Source organism: Azoarcus sp. DN11 (genome assembly GCF_003628555.1).
In the GTDB taxonomy this organism is placed as follows: Bacteria; Pseudomonadota; Gammaproteobacteria; order Burkholderiales; family Rhodocyclaceae; genus Aromatoleum.
Genome location: NZ_CP021731.1, coordinates 421,138 through 446,244, shown reverse-complemented (window position 1 = coordinate 446,244; position 25,107 = coordinate 421,138). Strand labels below are relative to the sequence as shown.

Genomic DNA, 25,107 nt, shown 5'->3' with positions numbered 1-25,107 from the left:
GGAGATCGCATGAAGCTCTTCGCCTCGCTCACCAGCCCCTACGCCCGCAAGATCCGCATCATCCTCGCGGAGAAGGCGCTGCCGTACGAACTGGTCGTCGATTCGCCCTGGGAGGCCAACACGCGCGTGCCGAGCGTGAACCCGCTCGGCAAGGTGCCGGCGCTGGAAACCGACACGGGCGAGATCTTCTTCGATTCGCCGGTGATCGCCGGCTATCTCGAGACGCTCGATGCCGGCCCGACGCTGCTGCCGGCCGATGAGCTCGAGCGCGTGCGCGTGCGCCAGATCGAGGCGCTCGCGGACGGCGTGACCGACGCCGCCGTGCTCGCGCTGCTCGAATCGCGCCGCCCCGCCAGCCTGCGCAGCGAACCCGAGATCGACCGCCAGATCGACAAGGTCGACCGCGCCCTCGACGCACTGGAGGCACGCGCGAACGGGCGCGACTGGATGTACGGCAACGCGCTGAGCCTGGGCGACATCGCCGTCGCCGTGGCGCTGGGCTACCTCGACCTGCGCTTCCCGCAGCACGAATGGCGGCGCGAGCATCCCTCGCTGGCGGGGCTGGCGCGGCGCATGTTTGCGCGCCCGAGCTTCACCACGACCAAGCCGCCGGTTGGCTGAGGCCGTGTCGGGCGAACGCCTCACGACGCACGCCCTCGCGAGCCCGCTGGAGATCCGCGGCCTGCGCAAGCGCTACGGCGACAACGAGGTCGTCGCCGGCATCGACCTCCGCCTGCGCGCAGGCGAATGCTTCACGCTGCTGGGCCCCAACGGCGCCGGCAAGACCACGACGCTGCGCTGCGCGCTGGGCCTCACGCGCCCCTCCGGCGGCGAGATCCTCCTCGCCGGCCTGCCGGTGCCCGGGCGCGCACGCGAGGCGCGCATGCGCGTGGGCGTCGTGCCGCAGCAGGACAACCTCGACCCCGACTTTACCTGCGCCGAGAACCTGCTCGTGTACGGCCGCTACTTCGGCCTTGACGACGCCGCGATCACGGCGCGCATCCCCGAGCTCCTCGCCTTCGCCGGCCTCGAAAGCAAGCGCGACGCGCGCATCCAGTCGCTCTCGGGCGGCATGAAGCGGCGCCTGACGCTCGCGCGCGCGCTCGTGAACCGCCCCGATCTGCTGATCCTCGACGAGCCGACGACCGGCCTCGACCCGCAGGCGCGCCACCTGATCTGGGAGCGCCTCAAGCAGCTGATCCGCAACGGCACCACCGTGCTGCTGACGACGCACTTCATGGACGAGGCCGAGCGCCTCGCCGACCGGCTGGCGATCCTCGACGCCGGGCGCATCCTCACCGAGGGCAGCCCGCGCGACGTGATCGCGGCGCAGATCGAGGCGCAGGTGGTCGAGGTGTATGGCGACTGGAACGGCACCGCACGCGAGGGCCGCAGCGCGGTCAGCGGCGCGCAGGCGTGGGCCGAGGCGCACGCGGGCGCCTTCGCGCGGCGCTACGAGGTCAGCGGCGAGACCGCCTTCTGCTACCTCGACGACGCGGCGCCGCTGATGGCGCACCTCGCCGAACAGCCGGGCCTGCGCTACCTGCGCCGGCCGGCGAACCTCGAGGACGTGTTCCTCAAGCTCACCGGGCGCGACCTGCGCGACTGAGGAGTCCCGACCGATGAACGCGACACCGCTTGCCCTGATCTTCCGCACGCCGCGCCTGTCGCGCCGCTTCGTGCCGGTGTGGCAGCGCAACTTCCTCGTGTGGCGCAAGCTCGCGCTGCCCTCGGTGCTGGGCAACCTCGCCGACCCGATGATCTACCTCTTCGGCCTCGGCTTCGGCATCGGCATGCTGGTGCCCGAGATCGGCGGCGTGTCCTACATCAGCTTCCTCGCCGCCGGCATGGTGTGCTCATCGACGATGAACAGCGCGTCCTTCGAAGTGCTGTACTCGTCCTTCTCGCGCATGCACGTGCAGCGGACCTGGGACGCCATCCTCAACGCGCCCGTGGAACTCGACGACATCGTGTTCGCGGAGCTGGTGTGGGGGGCGTCGAAGGCGCTCCTGTCGGGCGTGGCGATCCTCGTCGTGATCACCGTGTTCGGCCTCGTCGACAGCCGCTACATCCTGTGGCTGCTGCCGCTGATCTTCCTGATCGGCCTGAGCTTCGGCGCGCTCGGCCTGGTGGTGACCGCGATCGCGCCGAGCTACGACTTCTTCATGTACTACTTCACCCTCTTCATCACGCCGATGACGCTGCTGTCAGGCGTGTTCTTCCCCGCCGAACAGCTCCCCGCCACGGTGCAGGTCGCCGCCTCGCTGCTGCCGCTCGCGCACGCGGTCGAGCTCGCGCGCCCGCTGCTGCTGGGCAAGCTGCCCGACGACATCGTGCTGCACCTCGCGGTGCTCGCGGCCTACGGCACGGGCGCGTTCTGGATCGCGCTGGGGCTCACGCGGCGGCGCCTGCTGGGCTGATCGCCGGGCCGCGTGTCAGCGGCGCAGCAGCGAACCGAGCGTCACCACCAGCATGCCGAGCCGGCGCCGCAGCTGCGCCGTGCCGGCTTCGTCCACGCCTTCGCCCTCCTCGGCGCTCGCCAGCGCCTTGCGCAGCGCGGCGATCTCGCGCCGCAGCAGCACTTCCTGCGGCACGAAGCCGGCGTTCTTCAGGATGCGGTTGGCCATGCGCTGCTCGGGCGACTGGAAGAGTTCGTCGTCGAACACGAGCGGCCTGCCCGCCCCCGGCAGGTGATCGAACTCGCCGCGCTTGAGGGCGTCGGCGATGCGCTGCTCGGCAAGGATGTCAAAGATCGAGGACATGTCGACCGCCCGGTTGTCGCACCCGCCGCACGAGGGCGGCGCTTCCTCCGATGATAGCCGAAGCGTGCGCGGCGCCATCCGCGGCACGCCGCCGAAACTGTGCCGACGCGAAAGCGGGCCGGCTGTGCCTGTCATTCGGGGCCCGTCGGGGCGACAATGGCCGCAATGAACAATGGGCGCACGACCATGACAACGATCGCGATTCCCGCCCCCCCGCCGCGGCAGGACGCTGCGCCGACGGGGCGAGTCCCCGGCAACAGCGGCATCTGGGTGGGCATCACCTGCGAGTTCGTCGAATTCGCGGTGCTCTTCACCGTCTATTTCGTCTCCCGCGCGCACTTTCCCGAGGCCTTCGAGCATGGCTCGGAACGCCTGTCACGGGTCTCCGGCACCGTCATCACGCTGCTGATGGTGACGAGCAGCTTCTTCATCGCCGCCTCGGTCGTGACGATGCGCGCCGGCCAGCGCCGGCGCTCGCTGTGGTGGCTCGTCGCCGGGCTGGTCGTGGCGCTGGGCTATCCGGTCGCGAAGGTCCTCGAGATCCGCTGGAACCTCGCGCACGGCATCGACGGCGAGGCGGGCATCTTCTTCACCGTCTATTACTACCTGACCTTCAATCACCTGGTGCATGCGACCTGGGGCATCCTCGGCATCCTGTGGGTGCTCGCGCGCCATGTCGCCGGCGCCTATTCGGCCGAAGAGCACAGCGGCCTCGAGGCGCTGGCGAGCTACTGGCACGCCACCGACATCATCTGGCTGGTCCTCTTTCCCTTCTTCTACGTGCTGGCGTAAACGATGAGCCCGACCGAACGGAAACCCGCCACCGCGCTGGCCCCGCTGACCGCGGCGTGGCTGATCCTCGTCGCGCTGACGCTCGTGAGCCTCGTGCTGGGGCAATGGTTCCACGGCGCCCCCTGGCTGCCGGTGGTCGTCGCCGCGATCGTGTGGGCGAAGGGCATGCTGATCGCCGAGCGCTTCATCGAGGCGGAGCTCGCGCACGCCTTCATCCGCCGCGTGCTGAAGGTCTTCGTCGCCTTCGCGCCGCTCGCGCTGGTGCTGATCGCCTTTTTCGGCCGCGAGTTCGCGCGCTGGGCGACGCTGTAGCCCGCACCGCCGTTCCGTTCCCGGCCGCCCCCTGTCCCGAAGCGCCGTTCTTGGCGACAATGGCGGCCTTCGGCGCATCCGTGCCTGACGAGGAGAACGAGCAGTGCTCGAAACGCTGACGACCGCCGCCTTCTGGACGTCGGTGCTGCAGATCATCGCCATCGACATCCTGCTCGGCGGCGACAACGCCGTCGTGATCGCGCTCGCCTGCCGCAAGCTGCCCGCGCACCAGCGCAACAAGGGCATCGCGTGGGGCGTGGTGGGCGCGATCGCGCTGCGCATCGTCCTGATCTTCTTCGCGCTGCAACTCCTCGCGCTGCCCTTCCTGAAGATCGTCGGCGCGCTGCTGCTGCTGTGGATCGGCGTGAAGCTGCTGCAACCGGAGGACGAGGACGGCCACGCGAACGTCGAGGGTTCGACGCATCTGCTCGGTGCGATCAAGACCATCGTCGTCGCCGACGCGGTGATGAGCCTCGACAACGTGATCGCGGTCGCCGGCGCGGCGAAGGGCGACCTCACGCTGGTGGTGTTCGGCATCGTCGTGAGCATCCCGATCATCGTATGGGGCAGCAAGTTCGTCCTGCGGCTGATGGACCGCTTCCCGGTCGTCATCACGCTGGGCGCCGCGTTGCTCGGCTGGATTGCCGGTGGCATGCTGGTGGGGGACGTGGTGGTGAAGCCGTATGTCGGGCACCTGCCCGGCTGGCTGCACTACGTGACCTCGGCCGCGGGCGCGATCCTCGTCGTCGCGCTGGGCACGTGGCTCGCGCAACGCAAGGCCGGCACGCAGGCGCCGCTCGTCGAGCTCGCGGTCGAAGACACCGGCGACAGCCATGCCCGGCGCCACTGACCGGCGGACAAGGAGATCGTGATGCTCAAGGTGCTCGTACCCCTCGACGGCTCGGAGAACGCCAACCGCGTGCTCGACCACCTGATGAAGCTGCGCGCGGCGAGCGGCGAGCTCGACATCCACCTGCTCAACGTGCAAATCCCCGTCGACGGGCACGCGCGCAGCTTCGTCAGCCGCGACAACCTCGAGGCCTGGTACCGCGAGGAAGGACTCGCCGCGCTGGCGACCGCGCGCGCGGCGCTCGACGCCGCCGCCGTGCCGTACAGCCACCACATCGCGGTCGGCCACAGCGCCGACACCATCGTCCGCTACGCCACCGAGCACCGCTTCGACCAGATCGTCATGGGCACCCACGGCCACGGCGCACTGCTGCAGGCGCTGCTCGGCTCGGTCGCCAAAGGCGTGCTTGAGCGTTCGCCGGTCCCGGTAACCCTCGTGAAACCCCTGCCGCCGGTCTAGCGCCTACCCACCGAAGAACGCGCTACGCGTGAGGAAGACGTAGTCGCCCTCGAGCACCATCAGGGCGACAAGCACCAGCACGCACAGCGGCGGCACCAGGATCGCATACACCAGCGCCAGCCGCTCCCAGCGCAGGTGCATGAACACGGCCACGATCAGGCTGGCCTTCATCAGCATGAAGGCGACGATCAGGCCCCAGCGCAGCAGGCCCTGGAGGTGGAAGTAGTCGACCAGGTAGGACATCGTGCTCAACACGAAGAGCAACGCCCACACCTTCAGGTAGACGCCGATCGGATGCTGCTGTCCGGACGCATGGTCCATGGCCGTGCCCTCCCCTACCACAGGTAGAACAGCGCGAAGATGAACACCCACACGAGGTCGACAAAGTGCCAGTACAAGCCCGCGATCTCGACGATGGTGTAGTCGCCGCGCGCCTCGTAGCGCCCGCCGAGCACGCGCGCGGCGATGGTCAGCAGGTAGATCACGCCGACGCTCACGTGCAGGCCGTGGAAGCCGGTGATCATGAAGAAGCTCGCGCCGAACTGCGCGGCCCCCATCGGGTTGCTCCACGGGCGCACGCCCTCGGCGATCAGCTTGCTCCATTCGACCGCCTGCATGCCGACGAAGCTCGCGCCGAGCAGCGCGGTCGCCAGCATCAGCGCCGCGCAGGGCACACGGTCGCGGCGGTAGGCGCAGTTCACCGCCATCGCCATCGTGCCACTGCTGGTGATCAGGATGAAGGTCATGATCGCGATCAGGATCAGCGGCACGCTCTCGCCGCCGATCGTGAGCGCGAAGACCTCGGACGGCTTCGGCCAAGCGGCGGTCGTCGCGATGCGCACCGTCATGTAGCCGGTGAGGAAGCAGCCGAAGATGAAGGTGTCGGAGATCAGGAAGATCCACATCATCGCCTTGCCCCACGGCACAGCAAAGGCCCGACGGTCGCCGGACCAGTCGGCGACGAGGCTGCGCCAGCCGCTCGCGGCGGCGCCGGCAGCGGGTGCGATCGTGGTCATGGCGCGTCTCCTTCCCTCATCGGATGCCGCAGATGTCGGCCAGCGCGGCCAGCGTCGCGGGCGGGCTGGCGAGCAGCGCGAAGAGCACGAGCCACACGGCGAACAGGAAATGCCAGTACAGCGCGCAGCGCGCGACCCCCGGGTGCACGCGCACGCACGACCGCTCGCGCCACGCCCGCGCGACGCTGCGCCCCAGCGCGACCAGGCCGCCGGCAAGATGCAGGCCATGCACGCTGGTAAGCAGATAGAAGAAGCTCGCCGCCGGGTGGCTTGCGACAAAATGGCCCGTGGCAATGAACAGCCACCACACCCACCCCTGCCCGACGAGGAAGGCGAGCGCGGCGATGCCCGCCAACACCAGCCCGAGGCGCGTCGCCGCGAGCCGGCCGCGCTGCGCCGCGACGCTCGCCGCCTGCAAGGCGAGGCTGCTCGCCGCGAGCAGCGCCGTGTTCGTCCACAGCGGCCCCAGCCCCGCGAGCGGGCTCGTCGGCGTGCCCGCGAGCGGCTGCCAGTCCGGCAGGCGCGCGCGCACCAGCAGCGCGATCGCGAACAGGCCGAACAGCACGCCGATCACGCCCAGCAACACGCGCAGCCCCACGGTCGCGGCGGCCAGGCGCGGCACCACCACGGGCGGCAGCGGTTGCGGCAGCCACGGTTTCGTCGTGAGGGCGGCGAGGATGCCCGAGCGTGCGCTCATGCGTGGCCCTCCCAGGCATGCCGATCAGCGGGCGGCGCACCGTCGCCCGCGGGGGCCTCCGAGTGCGGCACGTTCTGCGGGATGAAGTCGCGCGCGGCGCCGGGCACGCTGTAGTCGTAGGCCCAGCGATGCACCTCGGGCAGCGTCTCGCCCCAGTTGCCGTGCCGCGGCGGCGTGTCCGGCGTCTGCCATTCGAGCGTCGTCGCGCCCCACGGGTTCGGGCCGGCCGGCCGGCCGTGGCGCACGCTCCACGCGAGGTTGAACAGGAACACCAGCTGCGTGACGCCGACCACCAGCGCCGCGACGGTGATGAAGGCGTTGAGGTCCTGCGCCGACGCCGGGATGAACTCGTAGCCCTCGTACGCGTAATAGCGCCGCGGCATGCCGAGGAAGCCGAGGTAGTGCATCGGCATGTAGATCGCGTAGGTGCCGAGGAAGGTCACCCAGAAGTGCAGCTTGCCGAGGCGCTCGTCGAGCAGGCGCCCGGTCACCTTCGGGTACCAGTGGTAGATGCCGCCGAAGATCGCGAGGATCGGCGACACGCCCATCACCATGTGGAAGTGGGCGACGACGAAATACGTGTCCGACAGCGGGATGTCGACGCTGACGTTGCCGAGGAAGAGCCCGGTCAGCCCGCCGATCGCGAAGGTGCTGATGAAGCCGATCGCGAACAGCATCGGCACGCGCAGGTGGATGTCGCCGCGCCACAGCGTCAGCACCCAGTTGTACACCTTGATCGCGGTCGGCACCGCGATGACCAGCGTGGTCGTCGCGAAGAAGTAGCCGAAGTACGGGTTCATCCCCGAGACGTACATGTGGTGCGCCCACACGACGAACGAGAGCCCGCCGATCGCGACGATCGCCCACACCATCATGCGGTAGCCGAAGATGTTCTTCCTCGCATGGGTGCTGATCAGGTCCGAGATGATGCCGAAGGCGGGCAGCGCGACGATGTACACCTCGGGGTGGCCGAAGAACCAGAACAGATGCTGGAACAGCACCGGGCTGCCGCCGGCGTGCTTGAGCGGCTGCCCCATCGACACGATCGCCGGCATGAAGAAGCTGGTGCCGAGCAGCTTGTCGAACAGCATCATCACGCCGCTCACGAACAGCGCGGGAAACGCGAACAGCGCGAGGATCGACGCGACGAAGATGCCCCACACCGTGAGCGGCAGGCGCAGCAGCGTCATGCCGCGGGCGCGCGCCTGCAGCACGGTGGTGACGTAGTTGAGGCCGCCCATCGTCGCCGCGACGATGAAGATCAGCAGCGACACCAGCATCAGCACGATGCCCCATTCGGTGCCGGGTGTGCCGGGCAGGATCGCCTGCGGCGGATACAGCGTCCAGCCCGCGCCGGTCGGTCCGCCGGGCACGAAGAAGCCGGCCATCAGCACCAGCACCGCCAGCAGGTACATCCAGTACGAGAGCATGTTGAGGTAGGGGAAGACCATGTCGCGCGCGCCCACCATCAGCGGGATCAGGTAGTTGCCGAAGCCGCCGAGGAAGAGCGCGGTGAGCAGGTAGATCACCATGATCATCCCGTGCATCGTCACGAACTGGTAATAGCGCGCCGGGTCGATGAAGGGAAAGGCGCCGGGAAAGCCCAGCTGCAGGCGCATCAGGTTCGACAGCACGAGCGCGACCAGTCCGACGGCGATCGCGGTGAGGCTGTACTGGATCGCGATGACCTTGTGGTCCTGGCTCCACACGTATTTCGTCCAGAAGCTGCGCGGTTCGCCGTGTGCATCGTGCTCGCTCATCGCCCCCTCCTATCTCGCCGTCGCCGCGACGAAGGTCGGCTGGGCGGCGAGCCAGGTGCGGAACGCGGCCTCGTCCTCGACGACGACATGGCCGCGCATGTTGTAGTGCGCGAGCCCGCACAGCTCGGCGCACAGGACCTCGAAGCGGCCGGCGCGCGTCGGCGTGAACCAGAAGCGCGACACCAACCCCGGCACCAGGTCCATCTTGGCGCGGAACTGCGGCACGAAGAAGTCGTGCAGCACGTCGCGCGAGCGCAGCAGCAGCAGCACCGGGCGGCCGAGCGGCAGGTGCAGCTCCGGGCTGTCTACGAGCACGTCGTCGCGGCCGGCGGGATCGTCGGGATTCACGCCGAAGGGATTGTCCGGGCCGACGAAACGGGTGTCGGTGCGCCCCAGACGGCCGTCGGCGCCGGGGAAGCGGAAGCGCCACTGCCACTGCTGGCCCAGCACCTCGACCCGAATCGCGTCCGCCGGCGGGCCGATCATCTCCGAATACACGTACAGGCCCGGGGCCAGCATCACAACGATGCCGACCGTCGTCAGCAGCGTCAGCTGTCCTTCGAGGCGCCGATTCTCCGGCTCGAAAGCGGCGCGATGCCCCTCGCGATGGCGAAACCGCAGGATCGCCACCGCGACGAACAGGTTCACCGCCACGAACACCGCGCCGGTGATCACCAGCGTGATCAGGATCGTGTCGTCGAGCTGCCCCCAGTTCGACGCGAGCGGCGTGAACCACCACGGGCTGGCAAAGTGGAACGCCACCGACGCGACGACGATCACTACCAGCGCGATTGCCATAGCCATGGACCGATCTCCGGTCGCTGCCCGCCCGCGGGCGTTGTCTTTGTCTTATGGAAACGCCGGAATGGTCGGTTCCGCGCCTTCGATGTCGGCCTCGGGGTGATGCTGCCGGATCATGTCCTCGAACTCCTCGACGCGGTCCTTCGGCACATCCACCATCATCAGCAGCATGCCCTGCCCGATCGCAGCCTCGAAGCGCGCGAGATGCGAGTTGGGGATACCGACCCCGATCATCGCCGACACCCAGGCGCCGAACCCCGCCCCGCCGAGCGCCCCGAACAGGATGGCGCCCCCCGCCGCGACCATGCCGGCCGGCGGAAACACCAGCGCCGCCAGCCCGGCGAGGACGCCCACCGTGCCGCCGACGGCCAGTCCGCGTTCGATCGCCGGCACGAGGTCGGTGCGCTGCGCGACGCCGGCCTCGGGGAGTTCCTCGAGCGGCGTCTCGGCGCGCGCCAGGACATGGATGTGTTCGTAGGGGATATGGGCGAGCAGCAGCTCATCGACGATCCTGCGCACGATGCCGACATCGGGCAGCAGGAAATACAGCCTCCTCAAGCCTCTCATGACGACCTCCTTGCCCGGGTCGCCTGCGACGTGGCACGCCGCGGCCGTCATCGAATCCGCACCGCCCGCCGCACCGGCCTTCACATGACTATGACCATCGCGTCTCGCGCGAGTTTTCGCCGCCGTCGACAATGGAACCGGCGCGAGCCGGGCGGTTTCAGCCACCGCGTCCGGCGTACGGCGGCAGCGAACTCAGGCGTGAATCCTCGATCGGCCCGCCGACGGTAAAGTGGTAGAGGCTCTGCCACGCATCGCCCGTGATGCCCAGCAGTTCATGCATTGCGTCGTCGAAGAAGCAGCCGATGCCGGTGCCGCGCAGCCCCGCCGCTTCCGCTTCGAGATAGAGCACCTGGCCGATCAGGCCGCACTCGCGATAGAGCTGCGCATAGCGCCACGGCTCGCGCGCGACGAGCCCGGTGTGCGCCAGCATGCCGAGCGCGAAGCACGAATCGGCGGCGATCTCCTGGTGGCAGCTCACCAGCTGCGCCGCCGCACGCAGGTCGTAGGGAATCAGCAGGTAGAGCGGCACGTGCGCGGGGCCGGTCTTGTGCCACAGCCAGTCTTCGCGCAGCGCGGCGCGCAGCCCGGCGAGGGCCGCGGGGTCGCGCACGAGCACGTACAGCCCCGGCTCCAGCCCGTCCACGCGATGCACGAAGAATGCCGGGTGTACCTGCGGTGGCCACGGCCACGCCGACCACGGCGGAACGTGCGCACGCGGCAGCAGCGCATCGAGCAGCGCGAAGAACGCGGCGCCGCCCATCGTCGTGACGCCGTCGAAGGCCACCGCGCTGCGGCGCCGGCGCGCGAGCGTCGCGAAGGGCAGATCGTTTGTGGCGGCCGCGGGCAGGGGCAGCGCCAGGCGTGCCGCGCCCTGCACAGCCGCCGTACGCGGCTTGCGCGCCGCCGCATCGACGACGCCGATATCGGGCCAGTCGACATGCCCGGCGCTCAGGCGGTTGGCCCGCCCTTGCCACGTGCAACGCCCCGCGAGCGCGACGAGCGCATCGACATCGACGTCGCCCTGCGCGCCCCCGATCCACATCAGCACCTCGGGCGCCTCACGTTCGGCGGCGCCGAAATCGACCGCGCGGTCGAGTCCGGCCAGGCAGGCAATGGCGTCGTCGCCGACCCGGTCGAGCACCCGTGCAGACCAGCCGAGCGCCGCCGCGGCAAGCGACAGCGCAGCCACCGCATGGCCGCAGTCGTGCTGGCAATAGCGCCACGCGCGCATGCCGTACTTCCACGCCTCGCGCCAGTGGATCGAGCTCAGCGCCACCAGCACCGCCTCCCCGCCGAAGGCCCGCCCCCAGCCCGCGGGCGGCAGCGCACGCTGCTCCAGCACGTGCTCGCGGCTCAGGTAGTGGTGCACGCCGGCCGGGATGCCGGCCAGCGCGGGCGCGATCAGGTAGCCCTCGGTCGGATGCAGGTTCCCGCTCGACGGGTTGCAGCGCAGCGCCCAGCGCGACCCGGCGAACTCCTTCCATGCCGACAGCGCCAGCGACAGTTCGAACAGGATGCCCAGATGCACGAGATCGAATGGCGCAGGCGGCGGCAGCTCGCCCCGTCGCAGCGCGGCATGGCGCGTCGCGAGGCCGTCCGCCGCCAGCGGCAGCGCCGTGCGCGGCGTGCCGTCCCAGGTGCGCCACGGGTCCGGCTGGTTCGCCCAGTCGAGCCTGCCCGGGCCCGGCGCATAGCGCTCCGGGCGGTGCTTGCTGCGCTCATGGTAGCCGCGAACGAGCTCGGATGGCATGACCGGCTCCCTCGCATCCGTATTCACGATCCTCGTCCCCCTCGTCACCCCACTCCTCGCGTCCGCGCAGCCCTGCGCGTCGCCACCGGCCTCGCCTTGTCCGCCATGTTCTCCGCCGGTTCGTCCGCCAACTCACCCGCAGCATGTTCATCGACCCCGGCCGGCCGATCGCGTTCCTGCGCCGGCGCGTGCAGCCGCCCCCCCGACATCCGTCTTTCCCGATGCTCGATCTGCCCTGCCTTCTCTTATAACCAACTGATTACTACATATTTCTCCCCACGCTGCATCGCAGCAGTACAATTCACGCCTTCAGCCCAAAACCCGACCAAGTAGCCATGGCAGCATTCATCACCGAAAAGATCGTCAGCGTGCACCACTGGAACGAAACGCTGTTCTCCTTCACCACGACGCGCGACCGCGCGCTGCGCTACGAGAACGGCCAGTTCGTCATGATCGGCCTGGAAGTGGACGGCCGCCCGCTGATGCGCGCGTACTCGATCGCGAGCCCGAACTACGAGGAAAACCTCGAATTCTTCAGCATCAAGGTGCCCGACGGCCCGCTGACTTCGCGCCTGCAGAAGGTGCAGCCGGGCGACGAGATCCTCGTGTCGCGCAAGCCCACCGGCACGCTGGTGCTGCACGACCTGCTGCCGGGCAAGCACCTCTACCTGTTCTCGACCGGCACGGGGCTGGCGCCCTTCATGAGCGTGATCCGCGACCTCGACGTGTATGACCGCTTCGAGAAGGTGATCCTGATCCACGGCGTGCGCTACGTCAGCGAAGTGGCCTACGAGCACTACATCACGCACGAGCTGCCGCAGCACGAATTCCTCGGCGAAGCCGTCAGCGAGAAGCTGATCTACTACCCCACCGTGACGCGCGAGCCCTTCCGCAACCAGGGCCGCTTCACCGACCTGATCGAAAGCGGCAAGCTCTTCGAGGACATCGGCCTGCCTCCGCTCGACCGCGCCGTCGACCGCGTGATGATCTGCGGCAGCTCGGCGATGCTCAAGAGCTCGCGCGAGCTCCTCGACAAGCGCGGCTTCCACATGTCCAAGCGCATCGGCGAACCGGGCGACTACGTGATCGAGCACGCCTTCGTCGAGAAGTAGGACGGCGACACGCGCGACACCGGGAAAGGGCGCTGCGGCGCTCTTTTTTTTGCGTTCGTGGCGCACGGCACGCGGATCGTTGCAAACGATTTCACCCGCAACGGGTAATCACACGTTATATTCACGGGCGCAGGTGCATGACCGCAGTTCTCGACGCAACCACACCGGATCACCGCCGGCAGCGGGACGCCCGATACGCCGCACGGTTCGGTCCGGATCACCAGGAGATCCCCGCATGTCCCGCTTGATCACCGCCGTCCTCGCCAGCCTGTTCGTCGCCGGTTCCGCCTTTGCGCAGGCCCCCGCCGCCGCTCCCGCCGGCGATTCGATGTGCGAATCGAAGGCCGTCGGCAAGAACGGCAAGCCGCTCGCCGGCGCCGCCAAGTCGTCCTTCATGAAGAAGTGCCACGCCGAGATGACGAATACCGAATGCTCGGCGAAGGCGCTCGACAAGAACGGCAAGCCGCTCGCAGGCGCGGCGAAGAACTCGTTCATGAAGAAGTGCCAGGCCGAGATGAAGGCGGCCAAGTAAGCAGGAACCCCCGCCCCCGACGAAGGCCGGCCGCGAGGCCGGTTTTTTCTTTTCCGGCACGCGGCACGCTTGTTTCGTCCCCCCCAGCGGCTATCCTGAGGACTCTGGGGAGGGCAAACGCATGGACGAGAGCGTGCTGCTGATCGGAACGCGCAAGGGTGCGTTCCTCCTTCACACCGACGCCGCGCGGCGCGAATGGCGCCTCACGGGCCCCCATTTCCTCGGCTCGGCGGTGCATCACATGGTGCTCGACCCGCGCGACCGCAGGACGCTGCTGCTGGGCACGCGCCCCGGTCATCTCGGACCCACCGTGTTCCGCTCGACCGACCTCGGCGCTCACTGGCAGGAGGCGACGAAACCGCCCGCTTTCGCACCGTCCGACGACCCGAAGGCGCCCAGCGTCGACGTCGTGTTCTGGCTCGCGCCGGGCCACGCCGCCGAGCCCGGCGTGTGGTACGCCGGCACCGTGCCGCCGGGCCTCTTCCGCTCGGCGGATGGCGGCGACACCTGGCAGGAAGTGCGCGGCTTCAACCACGAGCTCCTGCCCAACCTGCGCGAGGTGATCGGCCCGATCCCGGGCGGGCCGCCGCTCCACTCGATCTGCATCGACCCGCGCGACGCGCGCCACCTGTACGTGTCGCTGTCGTCGGGCGGCACCTTCGAGACCACGGATGGCGGCGCGAACTGGCGCGCGCTCAACCGCGGCGTCGCCGCCGACTTCCTCCCCGACCCGGATGCCGACGTCGGCCACGACCCGCATCGCGTCGCGCTGCACCCGCTCGCGCCGGATCGCCTGTACCAGCAGAACCACTGCGGCATCTATCGCCTCGACCGCCCCGGCGACCGCTGGCGGCGCATCGGCAGGGCGATGCCGGCGGAGATCGGCGACATCGGCTTCCCCATCGTGTTGCACCCGCGCGATCCCGACACGCTGTGGGTGTTCCCGATGGACGGCACCGAGAACTGGCCGCGCACCTCGCCCGGCGGCAAGCCCGCCGCGTATCGCAGCCGCGACGGCGGCGAAAGCTGGGAGCGCCAGGACAACGGCCTGCCGCGCGGGCACGCGTGGTGGACGGTGAAGCGCCAGGCCTTCTGCGCCGACACCGGCACGCCGCTCGGGCTGTATTTCGGCACCACCGGCGGCCAGCTGTGGGGCAGCCACGACGAAGGCGAAACCTGGCTGTGCCTCGCCGAGCACCTGCCGGAGATTTTCTCCGTGGAAGCCGCCACGGTCGGACCATGAGCGCCCCCGCCCGGCCGCCCGAAGGGGGCGCCCTCCCTCCCGTGGGGAGGATGTCGCGCAGCGACAGGAGGGTCGTCCAGTGAGCGTCCGCGTCGTCGTCCCCGGCCAGCTCTACAGCTACACCGGCGGCCAGTCGCAGCTCGCCGCCGAAGGTGCGACGCTGGGCGAGGTGCTGGCCGACCTCGACCGCCGCTATCCCGGCCTGCGCTTTCGCGTCGTCGACGAGCACGGCGCGATCCGCCCGCACGTGCGCTTCTTCATCAACCGTGACCCCGCCCTTGCGCTGTCGTGCCCGCTCGCCGCAGGCGACGAGCTCGTCGTCGTCGGGGCGCTCAGCGGCGGCTAACTCACCCGCCGGGGCGACGGGCGCCCCTCTCGCAAAGCCCCCCGCGGTCAGTAACCGACCGTGAAGCGCCGGCGCGAGTGCGCGGGGCGTTCCAGCTCGTCGATCATCGCCACTGCGTAGTCCTCGAGCGAGATGCGGCTCTCGCCCTGCGCATCGACGAGGAGCTGGTCGATGCCGAGGCGGAAGCGGCCGGTGCGCTGGCCCGGTTCGAGATACGCCGAGGGACTGAGCATCGTCCAGTCGAGCTCCGCCTCGTCGCGCAGCAGCGTCAGTGCATCGCGCGCACCTTCGGCCGTGCCCTTCCACGCCGCCGGGAATTCGGCGGTGTCGACGAGCTGCACGCCCGGCGCGACCTCCAGGCTGCCGGCACCGCCGACCACCAGCAGGCGCGGCACGCGGGCCTGCTTCGCCGCGGCGATGATCGAGCGCATGCCCGTGACGTAATAGCCGCGCACGTCCGCCTGGGCGTGGCCGCTGAAGGCGCTGACCAGCGCATCGTGTCCCGGCAGCTGCGCCGCCAGCGCCGCGGCGTCGAGCACGTCTGCCTTGACGGCTTCGAGGCCCGGCTGCGGCGCGAGCCGCGCGGGATGGGAGACGATCGCCGTCACTCGATGGCCGCGCGCCAGCGCTTCCTTCAGCAGGGCGGCGCCGACGTAGCCGGACGCGCCGATGAGTACGATGTTCATGCGTTTCACCTGTTCGATTGGGAGGGGTTGGGGCTGGAGCGACGCCATCATCGCGCCGGAGATTGTTTTGAAAAAGATTCCAGTGGACAATTCAATGTTTTCAGTCGATAAACAATCCGGACACCTCATGGGCCTCTCAGACCGCATCGACCTCAATGGATTGGTGATCTTCGCCGCCCTCGCCGAAGCCGGCGGCTTCACGGCCGCGGCCGATCGCCTGGGCGTCGCCAAGGCCAAGGTCAGCACCGAAATCAGCCGGCTCGAGGCGCAGCTCGGCATCAGCCTCGTCAGCCGCACCACGCGGCGCGTCGCCCTCACCGAGGCCGGCCACACGCTCTATGCGGAGTGCGTGCCGCGGCTGCGCGGCATCGAGGAAGCGCTGACCCAGCTCGGCAGCCCCTCCGCGGAACTGAGCGGCACGCTGCGCATCGGCTGCACCGTCGACCACGCGGTCCAGGCCCTCGGCCGGGTGGTCGCCGAATTCGCCGCGCTGCACCCGCGCCTGCACATCGACCTGCGCACCAGCGACCAGGTCGTCGACCTGGTCGAAGAAGGCCTCGACGTGAGCTTCCGCATGGGCTGGCTGCGCGACTCGTCGCTGCGCGCAGTCAAGCTCGCCGACTTCGCGCAGTACCTCGTCGCCGCGCCCGACTACCTCGCGCGCGCCGGACTGCCGCAGCACCCGGAGGATCTCGCCCGGCACGAATGGGTCGCCCTGACCCTGCTGCCGGCGCCGCTCACCTGGACCTTTGCCAACACGGACGGGGAAAGCTGCAGCGTGCGCACCCGCGGCCACCTGCGCGCCGATTCCGCCGCCGCGCTGCGCGCCCTGCTCGAAGGCGGCGCGGGCATTTCGGCGCTCGACCAGTTCAGCGCGAAGACCGCGATCGACAGCGGCCGCCTCGTGCGCGTGCTGCCCGACTGGTCGCCGTCGGGCGGCGGCCTGTACGCGGTGTATGCGCCGGGGCGGCACCAGCCGGCGCGCGTGCGCCAGTTCGTCGACTTCTACCGCGGCCGGCTGCAGCAGCGCCTCGAACACTGCTTCGGCTCCTGCCCTGCCTCGGCAGCCGCCTGAATCCTGCCGGCCCGTCCGGCGCTCGTCTACACGGAGCCCGACGCCAGCCCGCGCTGACGGGAGGGCTTTTTCGCACGGCGGCGGCACGGGCGGCGAACTCGCGCTAGAATTGCGCCCGCCTGCCTTTCCGATGTCGTCGTCATTCGACATGCAGCCGCGGCGGGCAACGATCAATGACCGAGTCGATGCCTGCCTCCTCTCCCGTGCTGTCGCGTCCCCTGCTGCTGGGCGTCGCGCTGTCGCTGCTGCTGCACCTCGCGGTACTGATCGGCCCGCGGGTCGACCTGCGCCCGCTGCCCGAGCTGAAGCGGCTCGACGTGACGCTCGTGCGCACCGCGCCGCAGCTCGCCGTGAGCGAGGCGCCGCCGCCGGCCCCGCCGCCCGCGAAGAAGAAACCGCCCCGCCCCCGGGCGGCGGCGAAGCCCCCCCAGGCGAGCATCAGCGAGAAGCCCGTCGCACCGCCCGACGCCGCCCCGACGCCCGCCGCAGCGGCGGAACCGCCCGCGCCCGAACCCGAGCAGGCGCCTGCGACGGTCGCCGACGCGGCAACGGAGACGCCCCCCGGCACGTCGGCGACGGCGCCGGAATCGCCCGTCACCGAAGAGGGGGCGCCCGTCGCCGAGGCGACGCCGGTCGCCGCCAGCGGCGGGCAGGCCTGGCCGCGCGCGGGGCGCATCGCCTACCTCGCGCTGATGGGCGAGAAGCAGCTTCCCATGGGCCGCGCGACGCACCAGTGGGAAGTGGCGGCGGACGGCAGCTATCGCATCTCCGAACTCGTCGAACCGGCCCAGGTGGCCGCGATCCCGTGGTTCCGCCCCGGCCGCAAGCTGCGCGAAAGCACGGGAAGGATCACCGCGAGCGGCCTGCGCCCGGAGCGCTTCACCGAACGCGAGGACGGGCGCCCCGGCGAGACGCTCGCGGAACTCGACCGTGCCGCGGGTGAATTCCGCGACACCGGCGCCCGCGAGGCGCTGCCCGAGGACGCCCAGGACATCCTGTCGCTGCTCTACCAGCTCGGCTACCCCGGCGCGGCGGCCGGCGGCAGCGTCGCGGTCACCGCCGGCGGGGCGCTGCGCAGTTACCAGCTGGAAACCATCGGCCAAGAAACGGTGCATCTGCCCTTCGGCGAGGGCTGGCGCGCCCGCCACGTCCGCGCGCGCTACGGCAGCGCGCGCGAGATGACCGACGTATGGCTCGCGACCGAGCACTTCGGCCTGCCGGTGCTGATCCGCACGATCGACGCCAAGGGCGTCGTGTATTACCTCGTCGCGACCGAAGTGTCGGTGAGCGCCGAGGCGTTGCCGATGCCCGCGCGCTGACCCTGCGGTTTCCAGCAGGGTTCCTGAACCGCCGCCACGAGGTCGGGCCGCCGCAGCTCCCACTCCGCGATCCACTCCGGCAGTTCGCAGGCGGGCATCGCCGGGGCGACGAACCAGCCCTGCGCGAGGCCGCAGCCGCGCGCCTGCAGCATATCCCACACGGCACGGGTATCGACGCCTTCCGCGACGCTCCTGAGCCCGAGGCTGCGGGCCAGGCGCAGATTCGCGTCGACGATCGCACACGATGTCCTGTCCTCGCAGGCCTCGCTCACAAAGCTGCGATCGATCTTGAGTTCGTTGAAAGGAATGTCGCGCAACTTCGTCAGCGAAGAATAGCCGGTGCCGAAATCGTCGATCGACAGCATGATGTGCTTGAGCCGCAGGCGCGCGACGATTTCGAGTGCCGCGACGAAATCCTGCGCCAGCCGGCTCTCGGTGATCTCCAGCACCAGCCGTTCGGGCGGCACCCCGGAGGCCGCGAGCTCGTCCCTGACCATGTCCGGGAAGTCGAGCGCGACGAGGCTCTCCATCGACACGTTCACGGCGACCTGCAGCCCGTACCCCGCGTCGTGCCAGCGTCGCGCGTCGCGCAGCGCGGTGCGGAGCACCCCTTGCGTGAGCTCGTCAATGACGCCGCACGCCTCCGCAAGCGGCACGAACGCATCGGGGGGCACCAGCCCCTCGGACGGGTGGTTCCAGCGCACCAGGGTCTCGACCCCGATCACGGCGCCGGTCGCGAGCGACACGGTCGGCTGGTAGTGATTCACCAGCTCGCCCGACGCGATCGCCCGCCGCAATTGCTCCGGATAGAACACGCGATCGGCGGGGGGCGCCTCGGGCGCGCAGCGCGCGTGCCGGTCGAGCACCTCGCGCAGCCCTTCGGGCCGGATCGGCTTCGACAACGCGCCCAGCACCCGCAGCCGGTGCGCCTGCGCCAGCCGCTCGGCGGTGCGCAGGATGCGCGGATCCTCGCCGCTGATCAGCACCAGGCCGCCACGGTAGCCGGAACGGGCGAGTTCGCGGACGAACTCGATGCCATCGACCTCGGGCATGCGCAGGTCGAGGAAGATCAGCCCGATGGCCTCGCCGCGCGCGACGCGGGCCAGCGCATCGCGCGCCCACGCATGGCAGCTCACCCGCCCCGCTCCGAGCACGGTCAGCTGATTCGCAAGAATCTTGCAGAGAATGGGGTCGTCATCGACGATCAGGATATTCATGGGTGCTCCCGTTCCGGTGAAACGCCGTGCTCGCGCAGCCGCTCGTCGATGCGCGCCTCGACAATGGCCGCCGCCGCATCGAACTCGCCCAGGTGCCGGGCCACCAGCGCCCTGAGGCCCGCCCGCGCCGCGATCTCCAGCTCTGCGCACAGTTCGCCGAGTTGCCCTGCGCCGACCGCGCGCGACGAGGACTTCAGCCTGTGCGCCACGGCCACGATGGTGCCCGCATCGTCGTGCGCGACGGCGGTCCGCAGCACGCCGGACAGTTCGCGCAGCGCACTGCGGTAATCGCCGAGAAACTCGTCGACGACCGCACGTTCTCCCCCGATCAGCGCCTCCAGCACCGCGACGACCGCCGCGGGCGCGTCGACGGCCGGCGCCGCCGCCTCGTGCGGCAGCCAGCGCTCCAGGGCGTCCTTCAGCAGCTGCAACTGGATCGGCTTGGTCAGGTACTCGTCCATGCCCCCCTCCTGCGCGCGCCGCGCCTCGCTACGCAGCGCGTTCGCGGTCAGGGCGAGGATGGGCATGCGGCCGCGCCCGGCCTCCTCGGCGCGAATCGTCCGCACCAGTTCGTAGCCATCCATGCCGGGCATGTGAAGGTCGGTCAGCAGCAGCGCATAGCGCCCCTCGCGCCACATCTGCAGCGCCTGTGCGCCGTCGCCCGCGACTTCCGCCGCGTGGCCGAGGAGCGCGAGCTGCTGCAGGATGACCTTCTGGTTCACCGGGTCGTCCTCGGCGATCAGGATCAGCCGGCCGGACGCGCGCGCGTCCGCGATCGCCGGCGGCGCGGCCTTCGACTCGATCGCGGCCGGCGCAGCCTGCACCGGCACCGCGTCGGGCGATTCGCGCCCGGCCGCCACGGCGACCGCGCGCAGCAGCGTGCGGCGGCGCAGCGCGTCGCCGTCGACGCTGACCGTGCCGGCGTCGACCACGCGCACGTGCCTGCGCCGGCCGCGGGAGATGCGCAGCCGGCGCAGCCCGCAAGGCGGCGCCTCGCCCGCGGCCGGTGGCGCCCCCGCACCGGCACTGCACTCGACGAGCACGCAGACGCCTGCGAGGCGGCCCGAGAGCCGCTCGGCGGCGTCCGCATCGGGCGCGAGATGCACCCGTGCGCCGGCGTGCTCGAGGTAGCTGCGCACATCCGCGAGCGCCGGACCGTGGTCGTCGCGGCACACGAGGATGCACTCGATCCCCTCCAGCTGCGGCAGCTCGCGCTGCCCGGCCGCTTCGACGGCGTCGAAGGGCAGCGTGACGGTGAACACCGAGCCGGCCTCCGGCGCGCTCCGGACCTCGATCCGTCCGTCCATCAGGCTCACCAGGCGCTTCGTGATCGCCAACCCCAGGCCCGTGCCGCCGAAGCGCCGCGTCGTCGATGCTTCGGCCTGCGTGAATTGGGTGAACAGGTGGGCGATCCGCTCCTGCGCAATGCCGATGCCGTTGTCCGACACCTCGAAGCTCAGGTGCAAGGGCTCCGCCTGGGCGACGCGCGCGCGCACGGCCACGTCACCGCGCAGCTCGGGGCGCCCGGCGGAGAACTTGATGCCGTTGCCGACGAGGTTGTACAGCACCTGGCGCAGGCGCGTCTCGTCTGCCAGCACGCGTTCGGGAATGTCGGGCGCGACGAACACCGACAGGTCCACGCCCTGGCGGGCGGCGAGCGGCGCGAGCGAGCTGCACAGGCTTTCGACGAGATCCTCGACCACCACCGGCGTGCGCACGATCTCGAGCCTGCCCGCCTCGATCTTCGAGAAATCCAGCACATCGTCGAGGATGCCCAGCAGGCTGGTCGAGGACTCGCGCACGGTCTTGACGAGGTCGGCCTGCTCCTCGGTCAGTCCGGTGCGCGACAGCACGTCGACCAGCCCGATGACGCCGTTCATCGGGGTGCGGATCTCGTGACTCATCGTCGCGAGGAAGGCGGACTTGGCACGGCTCGCCTGCTCGGCGTCGGCGCTGGCCCGCTGCAGTTCGACATTCAGTTCGCGCAGGCGCTGCGCCGTCTGGTGCGGCTCCGTCATGTCGCGCGCCGATGCGAACACGAGACCGTCCGGATGGCGCCGCGCCCGCCACTCGAGCCAGCGCCAGGATCCGTCCTTGCAGCAGTGCCGGCATTCGAAGCCGATCGTGCCGTCCTCGCCGGTCGCGGCGAATTCGCTGCGCACGCGATCGACATCGTCCGGATGCACCTGCGCGAAGAGCGGTTGCGCCTCCAGCTCGTCCGCCCCCCAGCCCAGCGTCTGCGTGGACGCCGGGCTCACGCGCACGAAGCGGCCATCCGCAGTGGCGATCGCGAGCAGGTCGAGGGACAGCGTGAAGAAGCGGTCGAGCAGTGCCTCGGCTTCGCGCCGGGCCGCGAGCTCGCGCGCGAGGTCGGCGGTGCGCACGGCGACTTCGCGCTGCACCGCGGCCGCGTGGCTCGCGGCGCTCAGCGCGACGAAGGCGACGAGGAAGGCGGCCAGCACCGCGATGGCTTCGAACATCTTCAGCTCGATGGAGTAGCCCGCCGCCATGACGCCGCCCGCCGGCGCAAGGTCGAGGCGCAGCGTCCGCCCGCCGAAATCGAGGTCGCGCGCCCACCGCGCCACAGTACCGGCCGGCCATTGTTCGACCCATACCTTGCTCCCGCTCCCGGACGTCACGTCCGAGATGCGGAACGCGAGCCCCCGCGCACGCGCCGCGTCCGCCAGCGGCGCGAACATGCGCGCGATGTCGAAAATACCCACGACATAACCGCGGACCTCGCGCGCCGCCGGCGGCTCAAGCCCCGGCCCCGCAGCTTCATCCACGCGAAAGACCGGCAGGTAGGCGAGCACGGCTGGCGACGACTTGCGCACCAACGCAATCTGTTCCGCGACATGCACATCACCGCTGGCGAGCCCATGTGCGAGCTCGACGCGGCGCAGCGACTCGAACGCGTGATCGAGGCCGATGATCGAGAGGTTCGCGCGCCGTGGTGCGCTGAACAGCACCGGGAAATAGTCGCTGCGCTCGCCTGCCGGCCGCAGCCGGCCATCGTCGTCGGGTTCCATGATGCGGTATCCCGGAGCCCCTCCCGCCGCCACGTCCGCCTCGAAGCGCGCACGCCCCGCCTGCGTCACGTGCGGCGCCCAGTCGACGGCCAGCACGGCGGACTGGGCGGCGAACCACGACGTGAAGCGCTCGAACTCCTCGCGGGTGACCTCCTCGCTCGACGACAAGAATCGCTCGACTCCGCGCAGCGGCCCCAGCACGCCCGGCACCGGCAGGAAGCCGATCTCATACACTTCGTCGATGCGCTGGGCGATCTGCGCCTGCATCCGGCTCTGCTCGAGACGGACGATGCCGTGGTTGGCCGTAACCAGCAGGATCGCCGTCACCAGCAGCGGCAGGACGATGCGCAACGCCGCCGCGCCCCGCGCCCACGGCGGACGCCCCCTCGTCATGCCGATCAGCAGGACCGGCGCGAACAGCAGCACGCCGAGCGTGTCCCCCGCCCACCACGCCAGCCACTCGCCGGGCAGGGCATCGAGCGGCATCAGGCCGAGACCGAGGCGTGCCGACACCGCGAGGCTGGGCGCGACGATGCAGGCGAGCGGGCCGATCAGGAAGAGAAAGCGCGCGACGTCGCCCGCCTGCGACATCAACCGCAGATCCGGCTGCAGGCGCCGCACCAGGCAGGCACCCGCCAGGGCCTGCAGCGCGGCCCCCGTGGCGACGCACGCCGCAAAGACGGCCCCGGTCGCGGAAAAATCCTGGATCAGGTCACTGAGGAAAGCCCCCGCCCACACCCCCGGCCAGCAACGCGGGCCGCACACGAGCAGGGCGACGAAGGCCACGCCGGCAGCCGGCCACACCGGCGAGGCGTAGGTGGGCGCAGCGACCAGCAGGGTCGCCAGCAGACCGGCGGCAAAATACAGCACCGCCAGCGCGATGACCTTCCCCCACCATGCCTGCGGGACGATCGCCGCGATGAAGCCACGCACCTCGCCCGGCTCCCCGGCCGGGTCGGCGACGGACTCGGCCGCCAATTCCTCACGAACCGTCATGGCGAAATTCCCTCCCGCGCCGTGCGGCGTACCACGCGCCTTCCCGCATCACGGCCTTTCTATCTGTTGCGCCGCTGCCCGGAAAATGATACCGGCAACTGCGACAAACGCCGCGTGACTTGCGCACGCGCGCGCTGACCGCGCAGCCGGGCGCGGTCTGCCATCGCGAAGCACGGCGCTCAACCGGTCACCGGGGCGGCCGGCGGCGGGCAGCGCCGGTCGAACGGCCAGTAATGGCGAAACGGCCGCGGCGAGCCCAGCAGCCACGCTTCCGCCGCATCGAGCACCCCCTCCACCTGGACGGCCGAGAACGGCTTCAGCAGGTAGCCGTCGGCACTCGCGCGCAACGCCGCATCGATGTCGGCGAGCGCATTGTGGCCCGATATCATGATCACCAGCGGTGACGCGGCGCCGGCCGCGGCCTTCAGTTCGCGGCACAGATCGAGCCCGTCGCACGGCCCCGCGAGGGCGACGTCGAGGAACACCAACTGCGGCCGGAAGGCGCCGATCGCGGCCCGTGCTTCCGCCACATCGCCGGCGACGCGGACTTGCGCCGGATACTCGCACAGCATCGCCCCCATGAGCTTGCACATCAGCGGATCGTCGTCCACGACGAGGATCCGGCGCACGCCCGCCCCTGCGCCGTCCTTCGGCGCCAGTCCTGATTCCGCTCCGTCCCCGGTCACGCTTCGCTCTCCCCTGCCGCCCGGCCCCGATCGAAGGGCACGTTCCCCTCCGCGGCACAAGGTATAGTTTACCTCAAAACGTAAACCGTTACATTGAAACAAGACTGCATACGCGGGAAAGCTCGCGTACCATCCTTCCATTACCCACATCGCGTGCGCGGACGATGAATGCCCACCACCATGTACTGATCATCGAGGACGACCCGTTCTACCGCACGCTGTATGCGAGCAAGCTGAAGGAGCTGGGCGGCGACATCCGCATCCGCTCCTCGGAAAACGGCTACGCCGCGCTGGTGGCATTGTCCGAACGCACGCCGGACCTGATCATCCTCGACCTGCGCATGCCCAAGTTCGACGGCGTCGCGCTGCTCGACATCGTCAAGTCCAAGCCGGAATACGAGGCCCTGCCGGTCCTCGTGATCAGCTCGGCCCCGGGCGACTTCGCCCGCATCCGCAGCGCGTACCGGAACGTCTTCATCTTCGCGAAGCCGGTGCGCGCGGATCTCTTCGAGCGCGCCGTGCGCTGGGGACTGCGCCTGGGCGAGTCGGCCGGGACGCCCGACACCGCGCCCGGGCGGCCGACGCACTCGCGCATCGACTTCGAACACATCAAGCTCTACATCGGCCCCGACCGGACCATCCAGCGAGCCGTTGCCGAAGAGTTCTACAAACTGGCGGCGGACCGCATCTCGACGCTCGACCGGCTCGCACGCAATGGCGACCTCCGTGGGGTGCTCGATTTCTGCCACGCCATGGAGGGCGGCGCCGAAGCGATCGGCGCCCACGAGGTCCTCGGAACCGTCGAATCCCTGCGGTCGGCCGCGCGCGCGGGCGACCGCGAAGCCGTGCGCGGCCATGCGCAGGATTTCGCCGAAGCGCTGCGGCGCTTCTGCGTCGACCTTGCGCACGAGTTCGCGCTGGAAGCCCACTAACGGCCGCCTCGACCCGCCCGCCACATTGACGCCCCCCTCCCCGATAGGTAACATTCCGGGAACCATACGCGCGCCAGGTAAACAGGTAAGATTCCACCTCGCACCCCGCGCAAGGCCCGCCCGGCGGCACCGCCGTTCCCGGCCGGCGAGCCACACGAGATGCACGCG

General features: G+C 70.1%; 26 protein-coding genes. 14 read left to right on the top strand and 12 right to left on the bottom strand.

Annotated elements, in window-relative coordinates:
• Positions 1-9 precede the first annotated feature (9 nt).
• From CDA09_RS01990 to CDA09_RS01980, 3 genes are read left to right on the top strand one after another with little or no spacing between them, the layout of a single operon-like run.
• Positions 10-621: a glutathione S-transferase gene (locus CDA09_RS01990; protein WP_121427085.1), complete on the top strand. Its 612-nt coding sequence runs from the start codon at positions 10-12 to the stop codon at positions 619-621.
• A 4-nt stretch (positions 622-625) separates the two neighbouring features.
• Positions 626-1,609 carry an ATP-binding cassette domain-containing protein gene (locus CDA09_RS01985; RefSeq protein WP_121430694.1) on the top strand — a complete coding sequence of 328 codons (984 nt, stop codon included), beginning with the start codon at positions 626-628 and terminating at the stop codon, positions 1,607-1,609.
• Positions 1,610-1,622: 13 nt separating this feature from the next.
• On the top strand, positions 1,623-2,420 hold the full coding sequence (locus CDA09_RS01980) for an ABC transporter permease (protein ID WP_121427084.1): 798 nt from the start codon (positions 1,623-1,625) through the stop codon (positions 2,418-2,420).
• Between the two features lie 15 nt (positions 2,421-2,435).
• Here the strand turns inward: CDA09_RS01980 and CDA09_RS01975 are convergent, their stop codons facing one another.
• Entirely contained in the window at positions 2,436-2,762 is a 327-nt protein-coding gene (locus tag CDA09_RS01975; protein ID WP_121430693.1) for a DnaJ family domain-containing protein, read from the bottom strand.
• 186 nt (positions 2,763-2,948) lie between these two features.
• Here CDA09_RS01975 and CDA09_RS01970 point away from each other — a divergent pair, with 186 nt between their 5' ends.
• From CDA09_RS01970 to CDA09_RS01955, 4 genes are all read left to right on the top strand, one after another.
• On the top strand, positions 2,949-3,554 hold the full coding sequence (locus tag CDA09_RS01970) for a cytochrome c oxidase subunit 3 family protein (protein ID WP_121430692.1): 606 nt from the start codon (positions 2,949-2,951) through the stop codon (positions 3,552-3,554).
• A 3-nt stretch (positions 3,555-3,557) separates the two neighbouring features.
• Positions 3,558-3,866, top strand: coding sequence for a hypothetical protein (locus CDA09_RS01965; protein WP_121427083.1), 309 nt, complete (start codon positions 3,558-3,560; stop codon positions 3,864-3,866).
• Between the two features lie 103 nt (positions 3,867-3,969).
• Positions 3,970-4,716 (top strand): TerC family protein, encoded by a 747-nt coding sequence (locus tag CDA09_RS01960; RefSeq protein ID WP_121427082.1) that lies wholly within the window; start codon positions 3,970-3,972, stop codon positions 4,714-4,716.
• A 21-nt stretch (positions 4,717-4,737) separates the two neighbouring features.
• The gene (locus CDA09_RS01955; protein ID WP_121427081.1) at positions 4,738-5,175 is read left to right on the top strand and encodes a universal stress protein; all 438 of its coding nucleotides are present in this window, start codon (positions 4,738-4,740) and stop codon (positions 5,173-5,175) included.
• Between the two features lie 3 nt (positions 5,176-5,178).
• Here the strand turns inward: CDA09_RS01955 and CDA09_RS01950 are convergent, their stop codons facing one another.
• From CDA09_RS01950 to CDA09_RS01920, 7 genes are all read right to left on the bottom strand, one after another.
• The gene (locus CDA09_RS01950) at positions 5,179-5,496 is read right to left on the bottom strand and encodes a cytochrome C oxidase subunit IV family protein (protein WP_121427080.1); all 318 of its coding nucleotides are present in this window, start codon (positions 5,494-5,496) and stop codon (positions 5,179-5,181) included.
• A 14-nt stretch (positions 5,497-5,510) separates the two neighbouring features.
• On the bottom strand, positions 5,511-6,191 hold the full coding sequence (locus tag CDA09_RS01945) for a cytochrome c oxidase subunit 3 (protein ID WP_121427079.1): 681 nt from the start codon (positions 6,189-6,191) through the stop codon (positions 5,511-5,513).
• Positions 6,192-6,207: 16 nt separating this feature from the next.
• Entirely contained in the window at positions 6,208-6,888 is a 681-nt protein-coding gene (locus CDA09_RS01940; protein ID WP_121427078.1) for a cytochrome c oxidase subunit 3, read from the bottom strand.
• Positions 6,885-8,648 carry a cytochrome c oxidase subunit I gene (ctaD, locus tag CDA09_RS01935; RefSeq protein ID WP_121427077.1) on the bottom strand — a complete coding sequence of 588 codons (1,764 nt, stop codon included), beginning with the start codon at positions 8,646-8,648 and terminating at the stop codon, positions 6,885-6,887. The genes CDA09_RS01940 and ctaD overlap by 4 nt, the downstream gene beginning before the upstream one ends.
• 9 nt (positions 8,649-8,657) lie before the next feature.
• The gene (locus CDA09_RS01930; protein WP_121427076.1) at positions 8,658-9,452 is read right to left on the bottom strand and encodes a cytochrome c oxidase subunit II; all 795 of its coding nucleotides are present in this window, start codon (positions 9,450-9,452) and stop codon (positions 8,658-8,660) included.
• Between the two features lie 45 nt (positions 9,453-9,497).
• Positions 9,498-10,016 (bottom strand): DUF1269 domain-containing protein, encoded by a 519-nt coding sequence (locus tag CDA09_RS01925; RefSeq protein WP_121430691.1) that lies wholly within the window; start codon positions 10,014-10,016, stop codon positions 9,498-9,500.
• A 157-nt stretch (positions 10,017-10,173) separates the two neighbouring features.
• The gene (locus CDA09_RS01920) at positions 10,174-11,766 is read right to left on the bottom strand and encodes a nitroreductase family protein (RefSeq protein ID WP_121427075.1); all 1,593 of its coding nucleotides are present in this window, start codon (positions 11,764-11,766) and stop codon (positions 10,174-10,176) included.
• Between the two features lie 335 nt (positions 11,767-12,101).
• Between CDA09_RS01920 and CDA09_RS01915 the strand changes: the two genes are divergently transcribed.
• The 4 genes from CDA09_RS01915 (at position 12,102) to CDA09_RS01900 (ending at position 14,999) form a co-directional block, all read left to right on the top strand.
• Complete coding sequence (locus CDA09_RS01915) at positions 12,102-12,878, top strand: ferredoxin--NADP reductase (protein ID WP_121427074.1); 777 nt, start codon at positions 12,102-12,104, stop codon at positions 12,876-12,878.
• 235 nt (positions 12,879-13,113) lie between these two features.
• Positions 13,114-13,410 carry a hypothetical protein gene (locus CDA09_RS01910; RefSeq protein ID WP_121427073.1) on the top strand — a complete coding sequence of 99 codons (297 nt, stop codon included), beginning with the start codon at positions 13,114-13,116 and terminating at the stop codon, positions 13,408-13,410.
• A 121-nt stretch (positions 13,411-13,531) separates the two neighbouring features.
• Positions 13,532-14,653 (top strand): beta propeller repeat protein, encoded by a 1,122-nt coding sequence (locus CDA09_RS01905; RefSeq protein ID WP_121427072.1) that lies wholly within the window; start codon positions 13,532-13,534, stop codon positions 14,651-14,653.
• A 79-nt stretch (positions 14,654-14,732) separates the two neighbouring features.
• Positions 14,733-14,999 carry a MoaD/ThiS family protein gene (locus CDA09_RS01900; protein ID WP_121427071.1) on the top strand — a complete coding sequence of 89 codons (267 nt, stop codon included), beginning with the start codon at positions 14,733-14,735 and terminating at the stop codon, positions 14,997-14,999.
• A gap of 47 nt (positions 15,000-15,046) precedes the next feature.
• Here the strand turns inward: CDA09_RS01900 and CDA09_RS01895 are convergent, their stop codons facing one another.
• Positions 15,047-15,685: an NAD(P)-dependent oxidoreductase gene (locus CDA09_RS01895; protein ID WP_121430690.1), complete on the bottom strand. Its 639-nt coding sequence runs from the start codon at positions 15,683-15,685 to the stop codon at positions 15,047-15,049.
• Positions 15,686-15,812: 127 nt separating this feature from the next.
• On the opposite strand from CDA09_RS01895, the gene CDA09_RS01890 reads away from it, so the two are divergent.
• The gene (locus tag CDA09_RS01890; protein WP_121427070.1) at positions 15,813-16,760 is read left to right on the top strand and encodes a LysR family transcriptional regulator; all 948 of its coding nucleotides are present in this window, start codon (positions 15,813-15,815) and stop codon (positions 16,758-16,760) included.
• A 173-nt stretch (positions 16,761-16,933) separates the two neighbouring features.
• Entirely contained in the window at positions 16,934-18,079 is a 1,146-nt protein-coding gene (locus tag CDA09_RS01885) for a DUF3108 domain-containing protein (RefSeq protein ID WP_121427069.1), read from the top strand.
• Here the strand turns inward: CDA09_RS01885 and CDA09_RS01880 are convergent.
• The 3 genes from CDA09_RS01880 to CDA09_RS01870 form a co-directional block, all read right to left on the bottom strand.
• Positions 18,019-19,296 (bottom strand): EAL domain-containing response regulator, encoded by a 1,278-nt coding sequence (locus CDA09_RS01880; RefSeq protein ID WP_121427068.1) that lies wholly within the window; start codon positions 19,294-19,296, stop codon positions 18,019-18,021. The genes CDA09_RS01885 and CDA09_RS01880 overlap by 61 nt on opposite strands.
• The gene (locus tag CDA09_RS01875) at positions 19,293-23,321 is read right to left on the bottom strand and encodes a CHASE domain-containing protein (protein WP_121427067.1); all 4,029 of its coding nucleotides are present in this window, start codon (positions 23,319-23,321) and stop codon (positions 19,293-19,295) included. The genes CDA09_RS01880 and CDA09_RS01875 overlap by 4 nt, the downstream gene beginning before the upstream one ends.
• A gap of 179 nt (positions 23,322-23,500) precedes the next feature.
• Positions 23,501-24,007: a response regulator gene (locus CDA09_RS01870; RefSeq protein WP_164844355.1), complete on the bottom strand. Its 507-nt coding sequence runs from the start codon at positions 24,005-24,007 to the stop codon at positions 23,501-23,503.
• Positions 24,008-24,171: 164 nt separating this feature from the next.
• On the opposite strand from CDA09_RS01870, the gene CDA09_RS01865 reads away from it, so the two are divergent.
• The gene (locus CDA09_RS01865) at positions 24,172-24,939 is read left to right on the top strand and encodes a response regulator (RefSeq protein WP_121427065.1); all 768 of its coding nucleotides are present in this window, start codon (positions 24,172-24,174) and stop codon (positions 24,937-24,939) included.
• The last annotated feature ends 168 nt before the right edge of the window (positions 24,940-25,107 follow it).